This is a genomic window from Achromobacter sp. KK8, assembly GCF_054188005.1.
This window is the reverse complement of the sequence record NZ_CM135178.1, coordinates 4,627,646-4,641,995: the sequence shown is the minus strand read 5'-3', so window position 1 is coordinate 4,641,995 and position 14,350 is coordinate 4,627,646. Positions and strand designations below refer to the sequence as shown.

11 protein-coding genes are annotated in these 14,350 nt (G+C 68.2%); 9 read left to right on the top strand and 2 right to left on the bottom strand.

All coding sequences use genetic code 11. The features are described from left to right. The first annotated feature begins 61 nt into the window (after positions 1-61). Both ACVN9Z_RS21555 and ACVN9Z_RS21550 read left to right on the top strand, forming a co-directional pair. Positions 62-2,443 carry a TonB-dependent siderophore receptor gene (locus ACVN9Z_RS21555; RefSeq protein ID WP_458213521.1) on the top strand — a complete coding sequence of 794 codons (2,382 nt, stop codon included), beginning with the start codon at positions 62-64 and terminating at the stop codon, positions 2,441-2,443. Positions 2,444-2,532: 89 nt separating this feature from the next. Continuing rightward, positions 2,533-4,206, top strand: coding sequence for an NAD(P)/FAD-dependent oxidoreductase (locus tag ACVN9Z_RS21550; RefSeq protein WP_458212597.1), 1,674 nt, complete (start codon positions 2,533-2,535; stop codon positions 4,204-4,206). Positions 4,207-4,251: 45 nt separating this feature from the next. Here ACVN9Z_RS21550 and ACVN9Z_RS21545 read toward each other — a convergent pair whose 3' ends face one another. Then, on the bottom strand, positions 4,252-5,178 hold the full coding sequence (locus ACVN9Z_RS21545) for a LysR substrate-binding domain-containing protein (RefSeq protein ID WP_049054372.1): 927 nt from the start codon (positions 5,176-5,178) through the stop codon (positions 4,252-4,254). A gap of 99 nt (positions 5,179-5,277) precedes the next feature. On the opposite strand from ACVN9Z_RS21545, the gene ACVN9Z_RS21540 reads away from it, so the two are divergent. Both ACVN9Z_RS21540 and ACVN9Z_RS21535 read left to right on the top strand, forming a co-directional pair. Continuing rightward, a complete protein-coding gene (locus ACVN9Z_RS21540; RefSeq protein ID WP_238925936.1) occupies positions 5,278-6,297 on the top strand; it encodes an aldo/keto reductase in 1,020 nt (339 codons plus the stop codon). Positions 6,298-6,311: 14 nt separating this feature from the next. Then, the gene (locus ACVN9Z_RS21535; protein ID WP_054507515.1) at positions 6,312-6,734 is read left to right on the top strand and encodes an SRPBCC family protein; all 423 of its coding nucleotides are present in this window, start codon (positions 6,312-6,314) and stop codon (positions 6,732-6,734) included. Between the two features lie 71 nt (positions 6,735-6,805). Here the strand turns inward: ACVN9Z_RS21535 and ACVN9Z_RS21530 are convergent, their stop codons facing one another. Next, positions 6,806-7,372 (bottom strand): TetR/AcrR family transcriptional regulator, encoded by a 567-nt coding sequence (locus ACVN9Z_RS21530; RefSeq protein WP_053498852.1) that lies wholly within the window; start codon positions 7,370-7,372, stop codon positions 6,806-6,808. A gap of 201 nt (positions 7,373-7,573) precedes the next feature. Here ACVN9Z_RS21530 and ACVN9Z_RS21525 point away from each other — a divergent pair, with 201 nt between their 5' ends. The 5 genes from ACVN9Z_RS21525 (at position 7,574) to ACVN9Z_RS21505 (ending at position 14,325) form a co-directional block, all read left to right on the top strand. Beyond that, positions 7,574-8,728 (top strand): efflux RND transporter periplasmic adaptor subunit, encoded by a 1,155-nt coding sequence (locus ACVN9Z_RS21525; protein ID WP_054514023.1) that lies wholly within the window; start codon positions 7,574-7,576, stop codon positions 8,726-8,728. A 68-nt stretch (positions 8,729-8,796) separates the two neighbouring features. Beyond that, positions 8,797-11,940, top strand: coding sequence for a multidrug efflux RND transporter permease subunit (locus ACVN9Z_RS21520; RefSeq protein ID WP_238874338.1), 3,144 nt, complete (start codon positions 8,797-8,799; stop codon positions 11,938-11,940). A gap of 5 nt (positions 11,941-11,945) precedes the next feature. Continuing rightward, positions 11,946-13,406 (top strand): efflux transporter outer membrane subunit, encoded by a 1,461-nt coding sequence (locus tag ACVN9Z_RS21515; protein WP_458212596.1) that lies wholly within the window; start codon positions 11,946-11,948, stop codon positions 13,404-13,406. Between the two features lie 25 nt (positions 13,407-13,431). Next, positions 13,432-14,067: a TetR family transcriptional regulator gene (locus ACVN9Z_RS21510; RefSeq protein ID WP_458212595.1), complete on the top strand. Its 636-nt coding sequence runs from the start codon at positions 13,432-13,434 to the stop codon at positions 14,065-14,067. Between the two features lie 15 nt (positions 14,068-14,082). Then, entirely contained in the window at positions 14,083-14,325 is a 243-nt protein-coding gene (locus ACVN9Z_RS21505; protein WP_054505994.1) for a transporter suffix domain-containing protein, read from the top strand. Positions 14,326-14,350: the final 25 nt, after the last annotated feature.

The window sequence follows — 14,350 nt, the reverse complement described above, 5'->3', positions numbered from 1 at the left end:
AGCAGAAGCTGTGGTTCACAAGAAAACAGGACAAGGCGCGCCGGTGGGTGCGCGCCTGACGATGGCCGCGATCGCGGTATTGCTGGCATGCGGCGCGGGGGCCGCCCACGCGCAGGCGACGGCGCCGGTCGCCATCGACATGCCGGCGCAATCGCTGGACCAGGCCCTCAAGCGCCTGGCCGAGACGCATGGCCTGCAGATCTTCTACGCGCCGCAAACCGTGGCCGGCATGCAGGCGCCGGCGCTGTCCGGGGCGATGACGCCGCAACAGGCGCTGGCGGCGCTGCTGCAGGGCAAGCCGCTGCGGCTGCGGCAGGAGGGGTCGGCCACCATCATCGAACCCGAGGCGGCCAGCGGCGGCGCCACCGTGATGGCGCCGATCGAGGTCAGCGCATCGCGCACGTCCAGCAACCTGGTCAGCCCGGTGCAGCAGACCATCGTGCTGGAACGCGATGCCTTGCAGGAATTGCGGACCGGTTCGGACAGCCTGGCCACGGTGCTGGCCAAGACGGTGCCGGGCATGGCCGATTCCAGCCGCACCATGACTAACTACGGCCAGACGCTGCGCGGACGCGGCGTGCTGGTGCTGGTCGATGGCATTCCGTTGAACACCAACCGCGATTCCTCGCGCAATCTGGCCAACATCGATCCAGCCATGATCGAGCGCGTCGAGGTGCTGCGCGGCAGCAGCTCGATCTATGGCGCCGGAGCCACCGGCGGCATCGTCTCGATCACCACCCGGCCCGCCGGCGGCGAACCGGTGGCCGAAACCACCTTGACCGCCGTCAGCCCGCTGAGCCGGCTGAATTCGGACGGGCTCGGCGGCCAGTTGCAGCAGTACTTCGCCGGCAGCCAGGGCATGCTCGACTACGCGCTGGACCTGGGCGCGCGCCACAATGGCGCGTCCTATGACGCCCGCGGCCGCCGTATCGCGCCCGAACCAGCACAGGGCGATCTGTTCGACTCCAATATCTACAGCCTGGGCGGCAAGCTGGGCCTGCGGTTGGACGACAAGCAGCGCCTGCAATTGTCGGCCAGCTACTACAACGCCAACCAGAGTTCCGATTACACCTCCGATCCGTCGGTGGGCAGGCTGCCTCCCGGCGCGGCGCGCGCGCTGCCGATGAGCGGCCTGGACCTCGCAGACCAGAACCAGATCCGCAATACCCTGGTGAACCTGGAATACCAGCATCTGGACCTGCTGGGCAGCAAGGTCACTGCGCAGATGTACTACCGCGATTACTACACCCGCTTTACGCCGTTCGATGCGCGCGCGGTGGTGACTCGCGGCAACAACATCGACCAGGTCATGCAGAACAGCAAGGTGTTCGGCAGCCGCCTGACCGTCGATACGCCGCTGGGCGCGCAATCGAAGCTGCTGTGGGGCATGGACTACAACCAGGAACGCAGCGACATGCCGATCGACGTGTTCGACGCGGCTGCCTATGATGCCAGCGGGGGCAGGGTATTCCGCAAGACCGGCCGCCTGACCTACATGCCCGAGCTGACCACGCGCAGCACCGGAATCTTTGGCCAGACTGAGCATCGCTTCAACGAGCGATGGTCAGTGCAGGGCGGAGCGCGCTACGAGTACGCCACGGCCCGGTTCGACGATTTTGTGCCGTTGTCGCAGTCAAGATTGGCGTCGCCAGCATGGGTGCGCGGCGGCTCCGTCAGCTACGATGCCTTCCTGTTCAATGCCGGCCTGACCTACGCCCCGATCCGGGGCCAGGAGTTGTACGCAAACTTCAGCCAGGGCTTCCAACTACCGGACATCGGCGTGCAGATGCGCAATGCGCGGCCGGGCTTCGACATCGGCTCGTCGGACCTGGAACCAGTCAAGACCAACAACTATGAGCTTGGCTGGCGCGGCGGCGTGGGCAACACGACGGCGTCGCTGGCGCTGTTCTACACCACCTCAAAGCTGGGCGACGTGCAGAGCTTCAACAATGGCCTGATCCTGACGCGCACCGAAGAGCGCATCCACGGCATCGAGGCGACGGTGGACTACCTGACCGACGACGAGAAATGGGGCACCGGCGGCACCTTCACCTGGATGAAGGGACGCGAGCGTCCGGCTGGCGGCGCCTGGCGCGACTTGAACGGCTACCGCATCCCGCCGATAAAGCTCACTGCCTATCTGCAATACAGGCCGAACGAGCGCTGGAACAACCGCATCCAGGCCAACTACTTCGGCGCGCGGGACTACCGGCTGGATGGCGTCCAGGGATTCGGCCGCCGCGACGTGAGCGGATATTTCACGGTGGACCTGATGAGCCGCTATCAGTTCACTCCCAAGGACACGCTGGTGGTCGGGGTCGAGAACCTGTTCAACCGCGACTACTACCCGCTCTATAGCCAGCTGATGCGCAGCGACACCAACACCAGCCGCCTGCCGGCGCCAGGCACGGTGCTGACGCTGACTTATCAGCATCGCTGGTAGGGACCGGGAAGGGGCAGGGCCAAGGGCCTCCGGCGTGTTTTAATACGCGCTTTACGAGCCCTTGAACCCTGACACGGTTCCGCTGCCTCATGTTGCGCCTGACCGAAATCATCCTGCCCCTGTCGACCTCCCAAGCGGATATCGACGACACCCTGCGCGCCGCGGCCTGTAGCCGCCTGGGAATCGCCCCCGATGCCCTGCGCGCGCTGACCATCTTCCGGCGCAGCTACGACGCGCGCAAGCGCAGCGCGATCACGCTGACCTATTCCGTGGACGTCGAGGTGGCCGACGAGGCCGCCGTGCTCAAGCGCGTCGCCGGTCTGCGCACGGTAATGCCGACGCCGCCCATGGAATACCAGTACGTCGGCCTGGCGCCGGCCGATCTGCCCGAGGGCAGTCGCCCGGTCGTGATCGGCTTCGGTCCCTGCGGCCTGTTCGCGGCGCTGATCCTGGCCCAGATGGGGTTCCGGCCCATCATCCTGGAACGCGGCCGGGTGGTGCGCGAGCGCACCAAGGACACCTGGGGGCTGTGGCGCAAGAACACGCTGCAGCCCGAGTCGAACGTGCAATTCGGCGAGGGCGGGGCGGGCACGTTCTCGGACGGCAAGCTGTCGACCCAGGTCAAGGATCCCAAGCACTACGGCCGCAAGGTGCTGCAGGAGTTCGTCGCCGCCGATGCGCCGCCGGAAATCCTGTACGTCAGCAAGCCGCACATCGGCACCTTCCGCCTGGTCAAGATGATCGAGCAGATGCGCGCGCAGATCGCGACGCTGGGCGGCGAGTTCCGTTTCGAAAGCCGTGTCGACGACATCGAGATCGAAGACGGCCGGGTGCGCGGCGTGCGCCTGGCGGGCGGGGAGTTCATCGCCGCCAGCCACGTGGTGCTGGCCGTGGGCCACAGCGCGCGCGACACCTTCCGCATGCTGCACAAGCGCGGCGTGTTCATCGAACCCAAGCCGTTCTCGCTGGGCTTTCGCATCGAGCATCCGCAGTCCGTGATCGACCGGGCCCGCTTCGGCCCGAGCGCCGGCCACCCGGTGCTGGGCGCGGCCGACTACAAGCTGGTGCACCACGCCGGCAACGGCCGCGCGGTCTACAGCTTCTGCATGTGCCCGGGCGGCACGGTGGTGGCCGCCGCGTCGGAACCCGGCGGGGTCGTGACCAACGGCATGAGCCAGTATTCGCGCAACGAGCGCAACGCCAACGCGGGCATCGTGGTGGGCATCGAACCCAAGGACTTCCCGGGCATCGAAAACTCGCCGCTGGCGGGCATCGACTTCCAGCGCCATTGGGAGGCGCGCGCCTACGAGCTGGGCGGCGGCGACTACAGCGCGCCGGCGCAGCTGGTGGGCGACTTCCTTGCCGGCCGGCCGTCGACCGCGCTGGGCAGCGTGACGCCGTCGTACAAGCCCGGCGTCAAATTGACCGACCTGTCGGCCAGCCTGCCGGACTACGTCATCGCCGCCATCCGCGAAGCCTTGCCCGCGTTCGAGCGGCAGATCAAGGGTTTTTCCATGCACGATGCCGTCCTCACCGGCGTCGAGACGCGCACCTCGTCACCGCTGCGCATCACGCGCCGCGACGATTTCCAGAGCATGAACACGCTGGGCCTGTTTCCGGCGGGCGAGGGCGCAGGCTACGCGGGCGGCATCATGTCGGCCGCCATCGACGGCATGAAGGTCGCCGAGGCCGTGGCGCTGCACTTGCTGGGCCGCGACGACATCACCGGCGGCAACCGTCGCGGCGCCAGCGACGACTATTGACCAGCTTCGGCGTGGCGGCGCGCCCCGCGCGCCCTGCCAGCGGGCTCAGGCCGCTTCCATCGCGGCTGTCTGCCGCGCCGCATCGCTGCCCGCCACCAGGGTCTTGCGGAAGATCTCGACCAGCGGCCGCAGGTTGACCTTGTGCCACGCCGCCCATAGCGGCGTGCGGTACGCAAACCACGACAATTCGCGCAATACCACGCCGGCCGGCGCCTGATGGCGCAGGCTGCGCTGGATCGTCGTCACCCCCAGTCCCGCCGCCACCAGGCCCAGCGCCGCCAGCGGCTCGGTCGCCTCCAGCGAGATGGCGGGCGTGAAGCCGGCCTTGGCGCAGGCGGCGATGAAGGTGTCGTGCCGCAACGCGCTTTCCTTGTGCATCACGCCGATCCATTTCAGTTCGGCCAGGTCCTGCGGGCTGATGGCGTCGGCCGTGGCCAGCGGATGGCCGGCGGGCAGCGCCAGCAGCATCGGGTCGTTGAGCACCTGGGCCGACTCCAGGTCCGGGTCGTCGGGTGGCGGCGGCTCGCACACCAGCGCGATATCCAGGCTGCGCTGGCGCAGGCCTTCCAGCTGGACGTCCGATTGCTGGTTGTAGAGCGCGATATGTACCGCCGGGCGGCCGTCGCGCAGCTCGCGCAAGGCGTCTGGCAGCACCCCGGAATGCATCGCGTATTCCAGGTAGCCGATGCACAGCCCGCCTTCGTCGCCGCGGCCCAGCCGCCGCGCCAGCGATTCGAGCCGGCTGGCGTGCGTCAGGAAGGCGCGCGCCTCGGCCAGGAAGGTGCGTCCGTCACGGGTGAGGCGGATGCGCTGCTGGGAACGCTCGAACAGCACCAGGCCAAGCTTTTCCTCCAGCTGCGCGATCTGCCGGCTGAGGGGGGATTGGGAAATATGCAGCCGCTCGGCGGCGCGCCCGACGTGTTCGTCTTCAGCGACGGCAACGAAATAGCGGAGTTGGCGCAGATCCATAATTAAGACCGAAATTGACTCAAATTGCGCAAATTATGTCTTGGACAGACTCAACTGGCAACCCTAGACTGGCTCCACTTCAACTGATTTGCAGGAGCAAACATGAGCATCAAAGACAAGCTGGCCGGTGGCGTCATCGGCTTCGGCACGGCCCCGCTGGGCAATATGTTCCGTGACATCCCCGAAGAGCAGGCGCAGGCAACGGTGGATGCCGCCTGGGAGCAGGGCGTGCGCTACTACGATACGGCACCGTTTTACGGCGCCGGCCTGGCCGAGATCCGGCTGGGAGACGCGCTGGCCCGGCGCAAGCGCGACGACTACGTGCTCAGCACCAAGGTCGGCCGCGTCATCCTGGATGAAGTCGAGGACGCCGGCGCTCGCGCCCTGGGCGAAAAAAGCGGCCTGTTCGCGGCCGGCCGCCCCAACAAGATGATCGACGACTATTCCGCCGACGCCACCTTGCGGTCGATCGAGGACAGCCTGAAGCGGCTGAAGACCGACCGCCTGGACATCGTCTGGGTCCACGACATCGCCCAGGATTTCCATGGCGACGAATGGTTGTCGTATTTCGAGGTGGCCCGCAAGGGCGCGTTCCGCGTCCTGAGCCGCCTGCGCGACGAAGGCGTGATCAAGGCCTGGGGCCTGGGCGTGAACCGGGTCGAGCCGATCGAACTGACGCTGGACCTGGCCGAGGCGCAACCCGACGGTTTCCTGCTGGCCGGCCGCTACACGCTGCTGGACCATGAACGCGCCTTGCAGCGCCTGATGCCCAAGGCCGCCGAGCGCGGCACCGACATCGTGGTGGGCGGCCCGTACAGCTCCGGCATCCTGGCCGGCGGCTCGCACTTCGAATACCAGGAGGCGCCGGCCCACATCATCGCCAAGGTCGAACGCATCAAGGCGGTGGCGCAGCGGCACGCCGTCGGCATCAAGGCGGCGGCGCTGCAATTCTCGCTGGCCAACCCCGCCGTGGCGGCGGTGATCCCGGGGGCCAGCCGGCCGCAGCGCATCGCCGAGGACGCCGCCGCCCTGGCGGAAACCATTCCCGCCGATTTCTGGCGCGAACTGCGCGAACAGGGTTTGGTGGCCGCCAGCGCGCCGCTGCCCATCGACCGCATCTGAGCCAGGAGACCGACATGGCACAAGCCTCTGCAAGCATCACCCTGCCGGCGACGCCGGACCGCGTCTGGCAACTGATCGGCGGCTTCGATTCGCTGCCCGACTGGCTGCCTTACATCCCCAGCAGCGAACTGAGCGAGGGCGGCCGCGTGCGCAGCCTGCTCAATCCCGACGGCGACGCCATCGTCGAGCGGCTGGAAGCCTTCGACAACGACGCGCGCAGCTACACCTATTCCATCCTGCGGGCGCCTTTTCCCGTCACTGGCTACCGCTCCACGCTGCGCGTGGTCGGCATCGACGACGGCCACGCCGCGCGGGTGGAATGGTCGGGCAGCTTCACTCCGGCCGGTGTCAGCGATGAAGACGCCGCGGCCCTGTTCGAAGGCATTTACCGCGAGGGCCTGGCGGCGTTGAAGGATACGCTGGCCTCGATGGCCTGACAGCGCGAGCCCGGCATGGAAAGGGCCGGCGCCCATATGGCGCCGGCCAAGGCGCGCACCGGGCGCGCGGATCAGGCGCGGGCGTCGCTCGCGCCTTCCAGGAACAGCTTCTGCACCATCGAGGTCATGCCCAACGGCGCGATCTCGCCGCGCTGCGCGGCGTCGATCGCCGCGTACAGCAGGAAGTCGTAGGCCCTGACCAGCCACAGCGACGGCACGTCGATGCGGAACACGCCGGCCTTCTGGCCATTCAGGAAGAAATTCTCCAGCGCCTGCCCATAGAAAGAGGGGATGGGCACGCTCAGGTCCACGGTGCGGGAGTCGATCACGCGTACCCACTGGGCGTGGTTCCAGAACATGTAGAACTCGCGCCCCTGCACCACCGCCTCGGTCAGCCGCTGCAAGGCGGCGGCATAAGGGGGCGTCTCCAGCTCGGCCCGCACCAGCGCATCCTGCAGATACTGGGTGGCGCGTTCGAGCAACAGGTCGATCACGGCGTCGCGCGTGGGGGCGATGCGATACAGCGTGGCCTTGCTGATGCCGGCGCTGCGCGCCAGTTGTTGCAGATTGGCGCGGGGCTGTTGCGCGACCGACAAGGCCAGGGCGCGGGCCAGCTTGTCGTCCAGACCGTCAGACATGGGGGCTCCTTTGTGGCCGAACCATATGAGTCTTCTTGAATTCAGCCAAGGGTGGGAAAGCGTGGATCGAAGTCTACTACGGCAGGTTGAATCTACAAAACTTAACATGAATCTATATTGACTCAATTAATCCCTATATATATCATTCGGTCCTTGATCGCCTCAGACCTGAGGCGGCATCTGGATGTCAAAGGGACCCACATGAGCCAATTCACAACCAGCGGCGCGGCCTTATGCCTGCTTGCCCTCCTGGCGGGGTGCGGCGGGCAGGAGCCGCAAGCCCCGCAGGAACAGACCGTCGAAGTTGCGCCGCTGGTGGTGGCGCCGCGCGCGCAGGCCATCATGGCCGACCTGCCGGGGCGGATTTCGCCCGTGCGCGTGGCCGAAGTCCGCGCCCGGGTGGCGGGCATCGTGCGCAAGCGCCATTTCGAAGAAGGCGCGACCGTCAAGGAGGGCGATCTGCTGTTCACGATCGAGCCGGCGCCGTTCGAGGCCGCCCTGGCCCGCGCCCAGGGCGCGCTGGCACGGGCCGAGGCCCAGGTCAGGCAGGCCCAGGCGCTGGTGGACCGCTACGCGCCGCTGGTCAGGATCGAGGCCGTCAGCCGCCAGGAATACGATGACGCCGCGGCGGCGTTGCAGACCGCGAAAGCCAACCGGGTGTCGGCGCAGGCCGAAGTCAAGACCGCGCAGCTCGACCTGGGCTATGCCAGCGTGCGCGCGCCGATCTCCGGTCGCATCGGCCGGGGCCTGGTGACCGAAGGCAGCCTGGTGGGGCAGGGCGAGTCGACGCCCATGGCGCTGATCCAGCAGATCGATCCGGTCTATGCCGATTTCCGCCAGCCCATCAACGCGGTGCTCAAGCTGCGCGAAGCGGCCGAGGCCGGCCATGTGCGCGCCGGCGGCGCGCTCGAGCCGGCGGTCGGCCTCCGCGTCGACGGCACCGGCTACACCGCGCGCGGCAGGCTGCTGTTCTCGGATGTGTCGGTGGACCCGGGCACCGGCCAGGTGCTGCTGCGCGCCGAATTCCCCAATCCCGACGGCCTGCTGCTGCCGGGCATGTATGTGCGCGTCAGCGCCGAGCAGGGCGTGGACCGGCAGGCCATCTTCGTGCCGCAGCGCGCCGTGATGCGCGGGCCGGACGGGCAGGCCAGGGTGCTGGTGGTGTCGGCGCAGGGCAGGGCTCAGGAGCGTGCCGTGCAGACCGGCGCGATGCAGGGCGCGCAATGGCAGGTCACGCAAGGCCTCGCGGCGGGCGACCAGGTCGTCGTTGACGGCGCCGCCAAGATCGCGCCCGGCACGCCGCTCCACGTCAAGCAGCCGGACGCGCAAGCCCCCGCGCAACCCCCCTCGCGCTGAGGCGCACAGGCCGAGCCACGCCATTCCCGCCCGCGCGGCGGCGGGCTTGCGCCCAGACGGATCACATCATGCCGAATTTCTTCATCCAGCGACCCAACTTCGCGTTGGTCATCGCGATCTTCATCGCCCTGGCGGGCCTGCTCGCCATTTCATCCTTGCCGGTGGCGCAGTACCCCAGCGTCGCGCCGCCGCAGGTCATCGTGCGCGCGGTCTACCCGGGCGCGTCCGCCGGCACCATCAACGACAGTGTCACCAGCCTGATCGAGGAAGAACTCAACGGCGCCAAGGGCCTGCTTTATTACGAATCGCAGAGCAATGGTTCCGGCGTCGCGGAAATCACCGTCACCTTCGAGCCCGGCACCGATCCCGACCTGGCCCAGGTCGACGTGCAGAACCGCATCAAGCGGGTCGAATCGCGGCTGCCGCAGTCGGTCATGAAGGAAGGGTTGCAACTGGAACAGGCCAGTTCCAGCTTCCTGCTGATCTATGCGCTGACCTACAAAGAAGAGGGCAAGGACCAGGTCGGCCTGGCCGACTACGCGGCCCGCAACATCAACAACGAAATCCGGCGCGTGCCGGGCGTGGGCCGGGTGCAGATGTTCGCGGCCGAGCGCGCGCTGCGCATCTGGATCGATCCGGCCAAACTGGTGGGCTACGGCCTGTCGGTCGATGATGTGAACCGCGCGATCGCGGCCCAGAACGTGCAGGTATCGGGCGGCGCCACCGGCGACCAGCCGAGCCCGTCTTCGCAGGAGATCACCGCCACCATCAATGTGCGGGGGCAGTTCAGCACCATCGAGGAATTCGCCGGCATCGTGCTGCGCGCCAACGCCGATGGTTCCACCGTGCGCCTGGGTGACGTTGCCCGTCTCGAAATGGGACGCCAGGACTATCGCATGGGCAGCCGGCTGAACGGCCAGCCGGCCGCCGCCATGGGCGTGCAGCTGGCGCCCGGCGCCAACGCGCTGGAGACCGCCAAGGGCATCAAGGCGCGCCTGGCGGAACTGTCGGGCAATTTCCCCAGCGATATTTCCTACAGCGTGCCCTTCGACACCTCGGTCTTCGTCGACGTGGCGATCAAGAAAGTGGTGATGACGCTGGCCGAGGCCGTCGTGCTGGTGTTCCTGGTGATGCTGCTGTTCCTGCAGAATTTCCGCTACACGCTGATCCCGACCATCGTCGTGCCGATCTGCCTGCTGGGCACGCTGGCGGTGATGCTGCCGCTGGGCTTTTCGGTCAACATGATGACCATGTTCGGCATGGTGCTGGCGATCGGGATCCTGGTGGACGACGCCATCGTGGTGGTCGAGAACGTCGAGCGCCTGATGGCCGAGGAGGGCCTGTCGCCCAGGGACGCCACGGTCAAGGCCATGGGCCAGATCAGCGGCGCCATCGTCGGCATCACGCTGGTGCTGGCGGCCGTGTTCCTGCCGCTGGCGTTCATGACCGGCTCGGTCGGCGTGATCTACCGCCAGTTCTCGGTCTCGCTGGCCGTGTCCATCCTGTTCTCGGGCTTCCTGGCCTTGACGCTGACGCCGGCGCTCAGCGTCCTGCTGCTCAAGCCGGTGGCGCAGGGCCATCACGAAAAGAAGGGCTTCTTCGGCTGGTTCAACCGGGTGTTCGCGCGCATGACCGAGCGCTATACGGCCACCACGGCACGCCTGCTGGCGCGCACCGGCCGCGTGATGCTGGTGTATGCCGTGCTGGTCGGCGCACTGGGCTATGCCTACACCGTCCTGCCGTCGGCCTTCCTGCCGACCGAAGACCAGGGCTACATGAATACCGACGTGCAGCTGCCGCCGGGCGCCACCTTGTCCCGCACACTGGAAACCACCCGGCAGCTGGAGCAATACCTCGGCACGCGGCCCGCGGTGGCCGACGTGCTGGCTTTGCAGGGCTTCAGCTTTTCCGGCCAGGGCCAGAATGCCGGCCTGGGCTTCGTGATGTTCAAGGACTGGGCCCGGCGCGCCGGCAGCGAATCGGCCATGGCCGAGGCGGACCGGGCCAACCAGGCGCTGGCCGGCGTGCCCGATGGCGTGCTGTTCTCGGCGGTGCCGCCGCCAGTTGAAGGCATGGGCAATGCCACCGGTTTCTCGCTGCGCCTGCAGGATCGCGCCGGGCTGGGCCGCGAGGCGTTGCTGGCCGCCACCGAAACCCTGATCAGGAAGGTGTACGAGGCGCCACAGACCTTCTCGTACATCATGGTCGAGGGCCTGTCCGACGCGCCGGAACTGGACGTGCGCATCGATCGCGACAAGGCCGAGGCCCTGGGCGTGCCGTTCGACGCCATCAATTCGGCGCTGTCGACCGCGTTCGGGTCGGCGCTGGTCAATGAGTTCCCCAACCATGGCCGCATGCAGCGGGTCATCGTGCAAGCCGAGCCCGAAAGCCGCGCAACGCCGGAATCGGTGGCCAGGTTGAACGTCATGAACCGCTCGGGCGACCTGGTGCCGCTGGAATCCTTCAGCGAGATCGGCTGGAAGCACGGGCCGGTCCAGTTGATCCGCTACAACGGCTATCCCAGCATCAAGCTGAACGGCGACGCGGCCTACGGCAGCAGCACCGGCCAGGCGATGAAGGAAATCGAGCGCCTGGTGGGCCAGCTGCCGCATGGCATCGGGTTCGAGTGGACCGGCCTGTCCTACCAGGAAAAAGCCGCCGGCTCGCAGGCGCCCATGCTGCTGGCCCTGGCGCTGCTGGTGGTGTTCCTGGTGCTGGTCGCGCTGTACGAAAGCTGGAAGATCCCGGCGTCGGTGCTGTTGATCGTGCCGGTCGGGGCGCTGGGCGCGGTGGCGGCGGTGATCGTGGCCGGCATGCCGAACGACGTGTACTTCAAGGTGGGGCTGGTGACCATCATCGGCCTGGCCGCCAAGAACGCCATCCTGATCATCGAGTTCGCCAAGGACCTGCATGCGCAGGGCCGGACGCTGCGCGAAGCCGCGATCGAAGCCGCGCGGCTGCGCTTCCGTCCCATCGTGATGACGTCGGTCGCCTTCATCCTGGGCGTCGTGCCGCTGGTCATCGCCACCGGCGCCGGCGCCACCAGCCAGCGCGCCATCGGCACCGGCGTGCTGGGCGGCATGCTCAGCGCCACCATCCTGGGCGTGCTGTTCGTGCCCGTGTTCTTCGTGTGGACCCTCTCCCTGCTCGAGCGCCGCAAGACGCAAGCCGCGTCGCGCCCGCTGGCGCCCATCCAAGAAGGTGAAAAGTGAAAGCCATGAACCGTACCCTGAACCGTGTCCTTGCGCGGCTCAAGCCGCTGGCCGCGGCGGCCGTCGTCCTGGCGCTGCTGTCGGGTTGCGCGCTGGCGCCGACCTACCAGCGCCCGGCGTCGCCCGTGGCGCAGCACTGGGACGCCGAAGGCCAGGCGGGCGCTGCGTCCGCGCCGGGCTCGGCCGCGTCAGTGCTGGACTGGCGCGATTTCGTGACCGATCCGTCGCTGCGCGGCCTGGTCGAGACCGCGCTGGCCAACAACCGCGATCTGCGCCGCGCGCTGCTCAATGTCGAGGCGGCGCGCGCCATGTATCGCGTGCAACGCGCCGAGCGGCTGCCCGGCATCGGCGCGCAGGCCTCCGGCTCGCGCCAGCACAACCCCGCGGACCTGAATCCCGCCGGCAGCGCGGGAGTGCAGAGCGAATGGCGCGCCGGCCTGGGCGTGAACGCCTTCGAACTGGACCTGTTCGGCCGAGTGCGCAGCCTGTCTGAGGCCGCACTGGAAGAGTACCTGGCCACCGAAGCCGGCGCCCGCGGCGCCCGCATCAGCCTGATCGCGGAAGTGATCGAGGCCTATCTCACCCGTGAAAGCGCGCGGCAGCGTGGGCTGCACACCGAGCGCACGCTGGCGTCGCGCGAAGCCTCGCTGCAGCTGATCGGCCGGCGCCGCGCCGAGGGTATTGGCAGCGCGCTGGACTACGAACAGGCCAAAGGCCTGGCCGACCAGGCGCGGGCCGACCTGGCGCGCATGGAACGCGAGTACCGGCAGTCGACCAACGCGCTGACGCTGCTGGCCGGCATCAGCGACCTGAGCCCCTATCTGGCGCCGCATGACGACGCCGCCGCGCCGTTGCTGGTGCAGCAGCTGGCGGCGGGCGTTCCCTCCGAACTGCTGGCGCTGCGCCCGGACATCCTGGCCGCGGAGCATCGCCTGCGGGCGCGCAACGCCGACATAGGCGCCGCGCGCGCGGCGTTCTTCCCGCGCATCTCCCTGACCGGCATGTTCGGCAGCGCCAGCGCCGACCTGTCCGACCTGTTCAAGGGCGGCCAGCGCGCCTGGTCCTTCGCACCGCAGCTGACGCTGCCGCTGTTCGACGGCGGCCGCAACCAGGCCAACCTGGACCTGGCAAAGCTGCGCAAGGACATGGCCGTGGCCGAGTACGAGCAATCCATCCAGACCGCGTTCCGCGAGGTCATGGACGGCCTGGCGGCGACCGACACCCTGCGGCGGCAGGAAGCGGCGCAACAGGCGCAGGCCGACAGCAGCCAGGCGGCGCTGCGCCTGTCCGAGGCGCGCTACCGCGGCGGCGTCGACAGCTACCTGCGCTACCTGGACGCGCAGCGCAGCGATTTCGTCAACCAGATCGCGCTCATCGAGGTGCGCACCCAACGCCAGGTGGCGCTGGCCACGCTGTTCCGCGCCCTGGGCGGCGGCTGGCGTGGCGACGCGGACGCCGGGCAGTGACCGGGCCGGGAAAAGGGGAACGCGCATGGCAAGACGCAAGCACCACGACGCCCGCCTGACGCGCGAGGCGGTGCTGGATTCCGCCGAACGCTGCTTTCGCCTTCAGGGCGGGGCGCATGCCTCGGTGGAATCGATCGCCGCCCGCGCGGGCTGGTCGCGCGGCGCCGCCACCTATCATTTCCGCGGCAAGGCCGAGCTGTTGCGGGCGGTCCTGGCGCGCGGCCAGTTGCCGCTGACGCGCGACCTGGCCCGGATCGCCCGGACCAGCGGGCCGGTTATCCCCGCGTTGCGCCAGTGCGCGCATCGCTGGATGCACGCGCTGCAAAGCGAGCCACACGCGCGCAATGCCTTCGGCATCCTGGCCTGGGCCTATGACTATGCCGACGACTACGCCGGCATCCGGCGCGACATGCGCGTCGCCGCCGCGCGCGGCTTGCGCCGGCTGCGCGGCCTGATGCAGCGGGCCGCGGCGGCGGGCGAATTGCGCGAGGGGCTGGGCGGCCGCGAATGCGCCAGGCTCCTGGCCGCCTGGTGGCTGGGCGCGGCCTCCATGGCCGTATCGACGCCTCGCGGCAACGAGGCGGCCATCAGGCCTTGCCGCCCCAGCGCCATCGAAACGATCTTCACGCTGATATCCGGTGAAGCTCGCGCAAACCAATGACAACCTGGTGTGGACATGCCCAAAGCAAGATTGAACGCAAGAAAGAAGATCGGCCTATTCCTCCTGGCACTGGTGCTGCTGTACTGGATCGCGGTGCCGGTGCTGCCGTTCCTGGAGATCCCGCACAAGGCGGCCACGATCTCGATCCTGGTCGTGGGCGGAGAAATACTCTTCATCCTGGCCGTCGCCGTCCTGGGCAAGGAATACTGGGGCGCCATCAAGCAATGGTGCCGGCGGTTCGTGGCCCGAAAGCCATGACGCGGCCGGGCAGGGCGGCACGGGG

Excerpts from the sequence above, each read along its gene's own strand:
- ACVN9Z_RS21555 (WP_458213521.1), top strand. The coding sequence starts at position 62 with ATGGCCGCGATCGCGGTATTGCTGGCATGCGGCGCGGGGGCCGCCCAC.
- ACVN9Z_RS21550 (WP_458212597.1), top strand. The coding sequence starts at position 2,533 with ATGTTGCGCCTGACCGAAATCATCCTGCCCCTGTCGACCTCCCAAGCG.
- ACVN9Z_RS21540 (WP_238925936.1), top strand. The coding sequence starts at position 5,278 with ATGAGCATCAAAGACAAGCTGGCCGGTGGCGTCATCGGCTTCGGCACG.
- ACVN9Z_RS21535 (WP_054507515.1), top strand. The coding sequence starts at position 6,312 with ATGGCACAAGCCTCTGCAAGCATCACCCTGCCGGCGACGCCGGACCGC.
- ACVN9Z_RS21530 (WP_053498852.1), bottom strand. The coding sequence starts at position 7,372 with ATGTCTGACGGTCTGGACGACAAGCTGGCCCGCGCCCTGGCCTTGTCG.
- ACVN9Z_RS21525 (WP_054514023.1), top strand. The coding sequence starts at position 7,574 with ATGAGCCAATTCACAACCAGCGGCGCGGCCTTATGCCTGCTTGCCCTC.
- ACVN9Z_RS21520 (WP_238874338.1), top strand. The coding sequence starts at position 8,797 with ATGCCGAATTTCTTCATCCAGCGACCCAACTTCGCGTTGGTCATCGCG.
- ACVN9Z_RS21515 (WP_458212596.1), top strand. The coding sequence starts at position 11,946 with ATGAACCGTACCCTGAACCGTGTCCTTGCGCGGCTCAAGCCGCTGGCC.
- ACVN9Z_RS21510 (WP_458212595.1), top strand. The coding sequence starts at position 13,432 with ATGGCAAGACGCAAGCACCACGACGCCCGCCTGACGCGCGAGGCGGTG.
- ACVN9Z_RS21505 (WP_054505994.1), top strand. The coding sequence starts at position 14,083 with ATGCCCAAAGCAAGATTGAACGCAAGAAAGAAGATCGGCCTATTCCTC.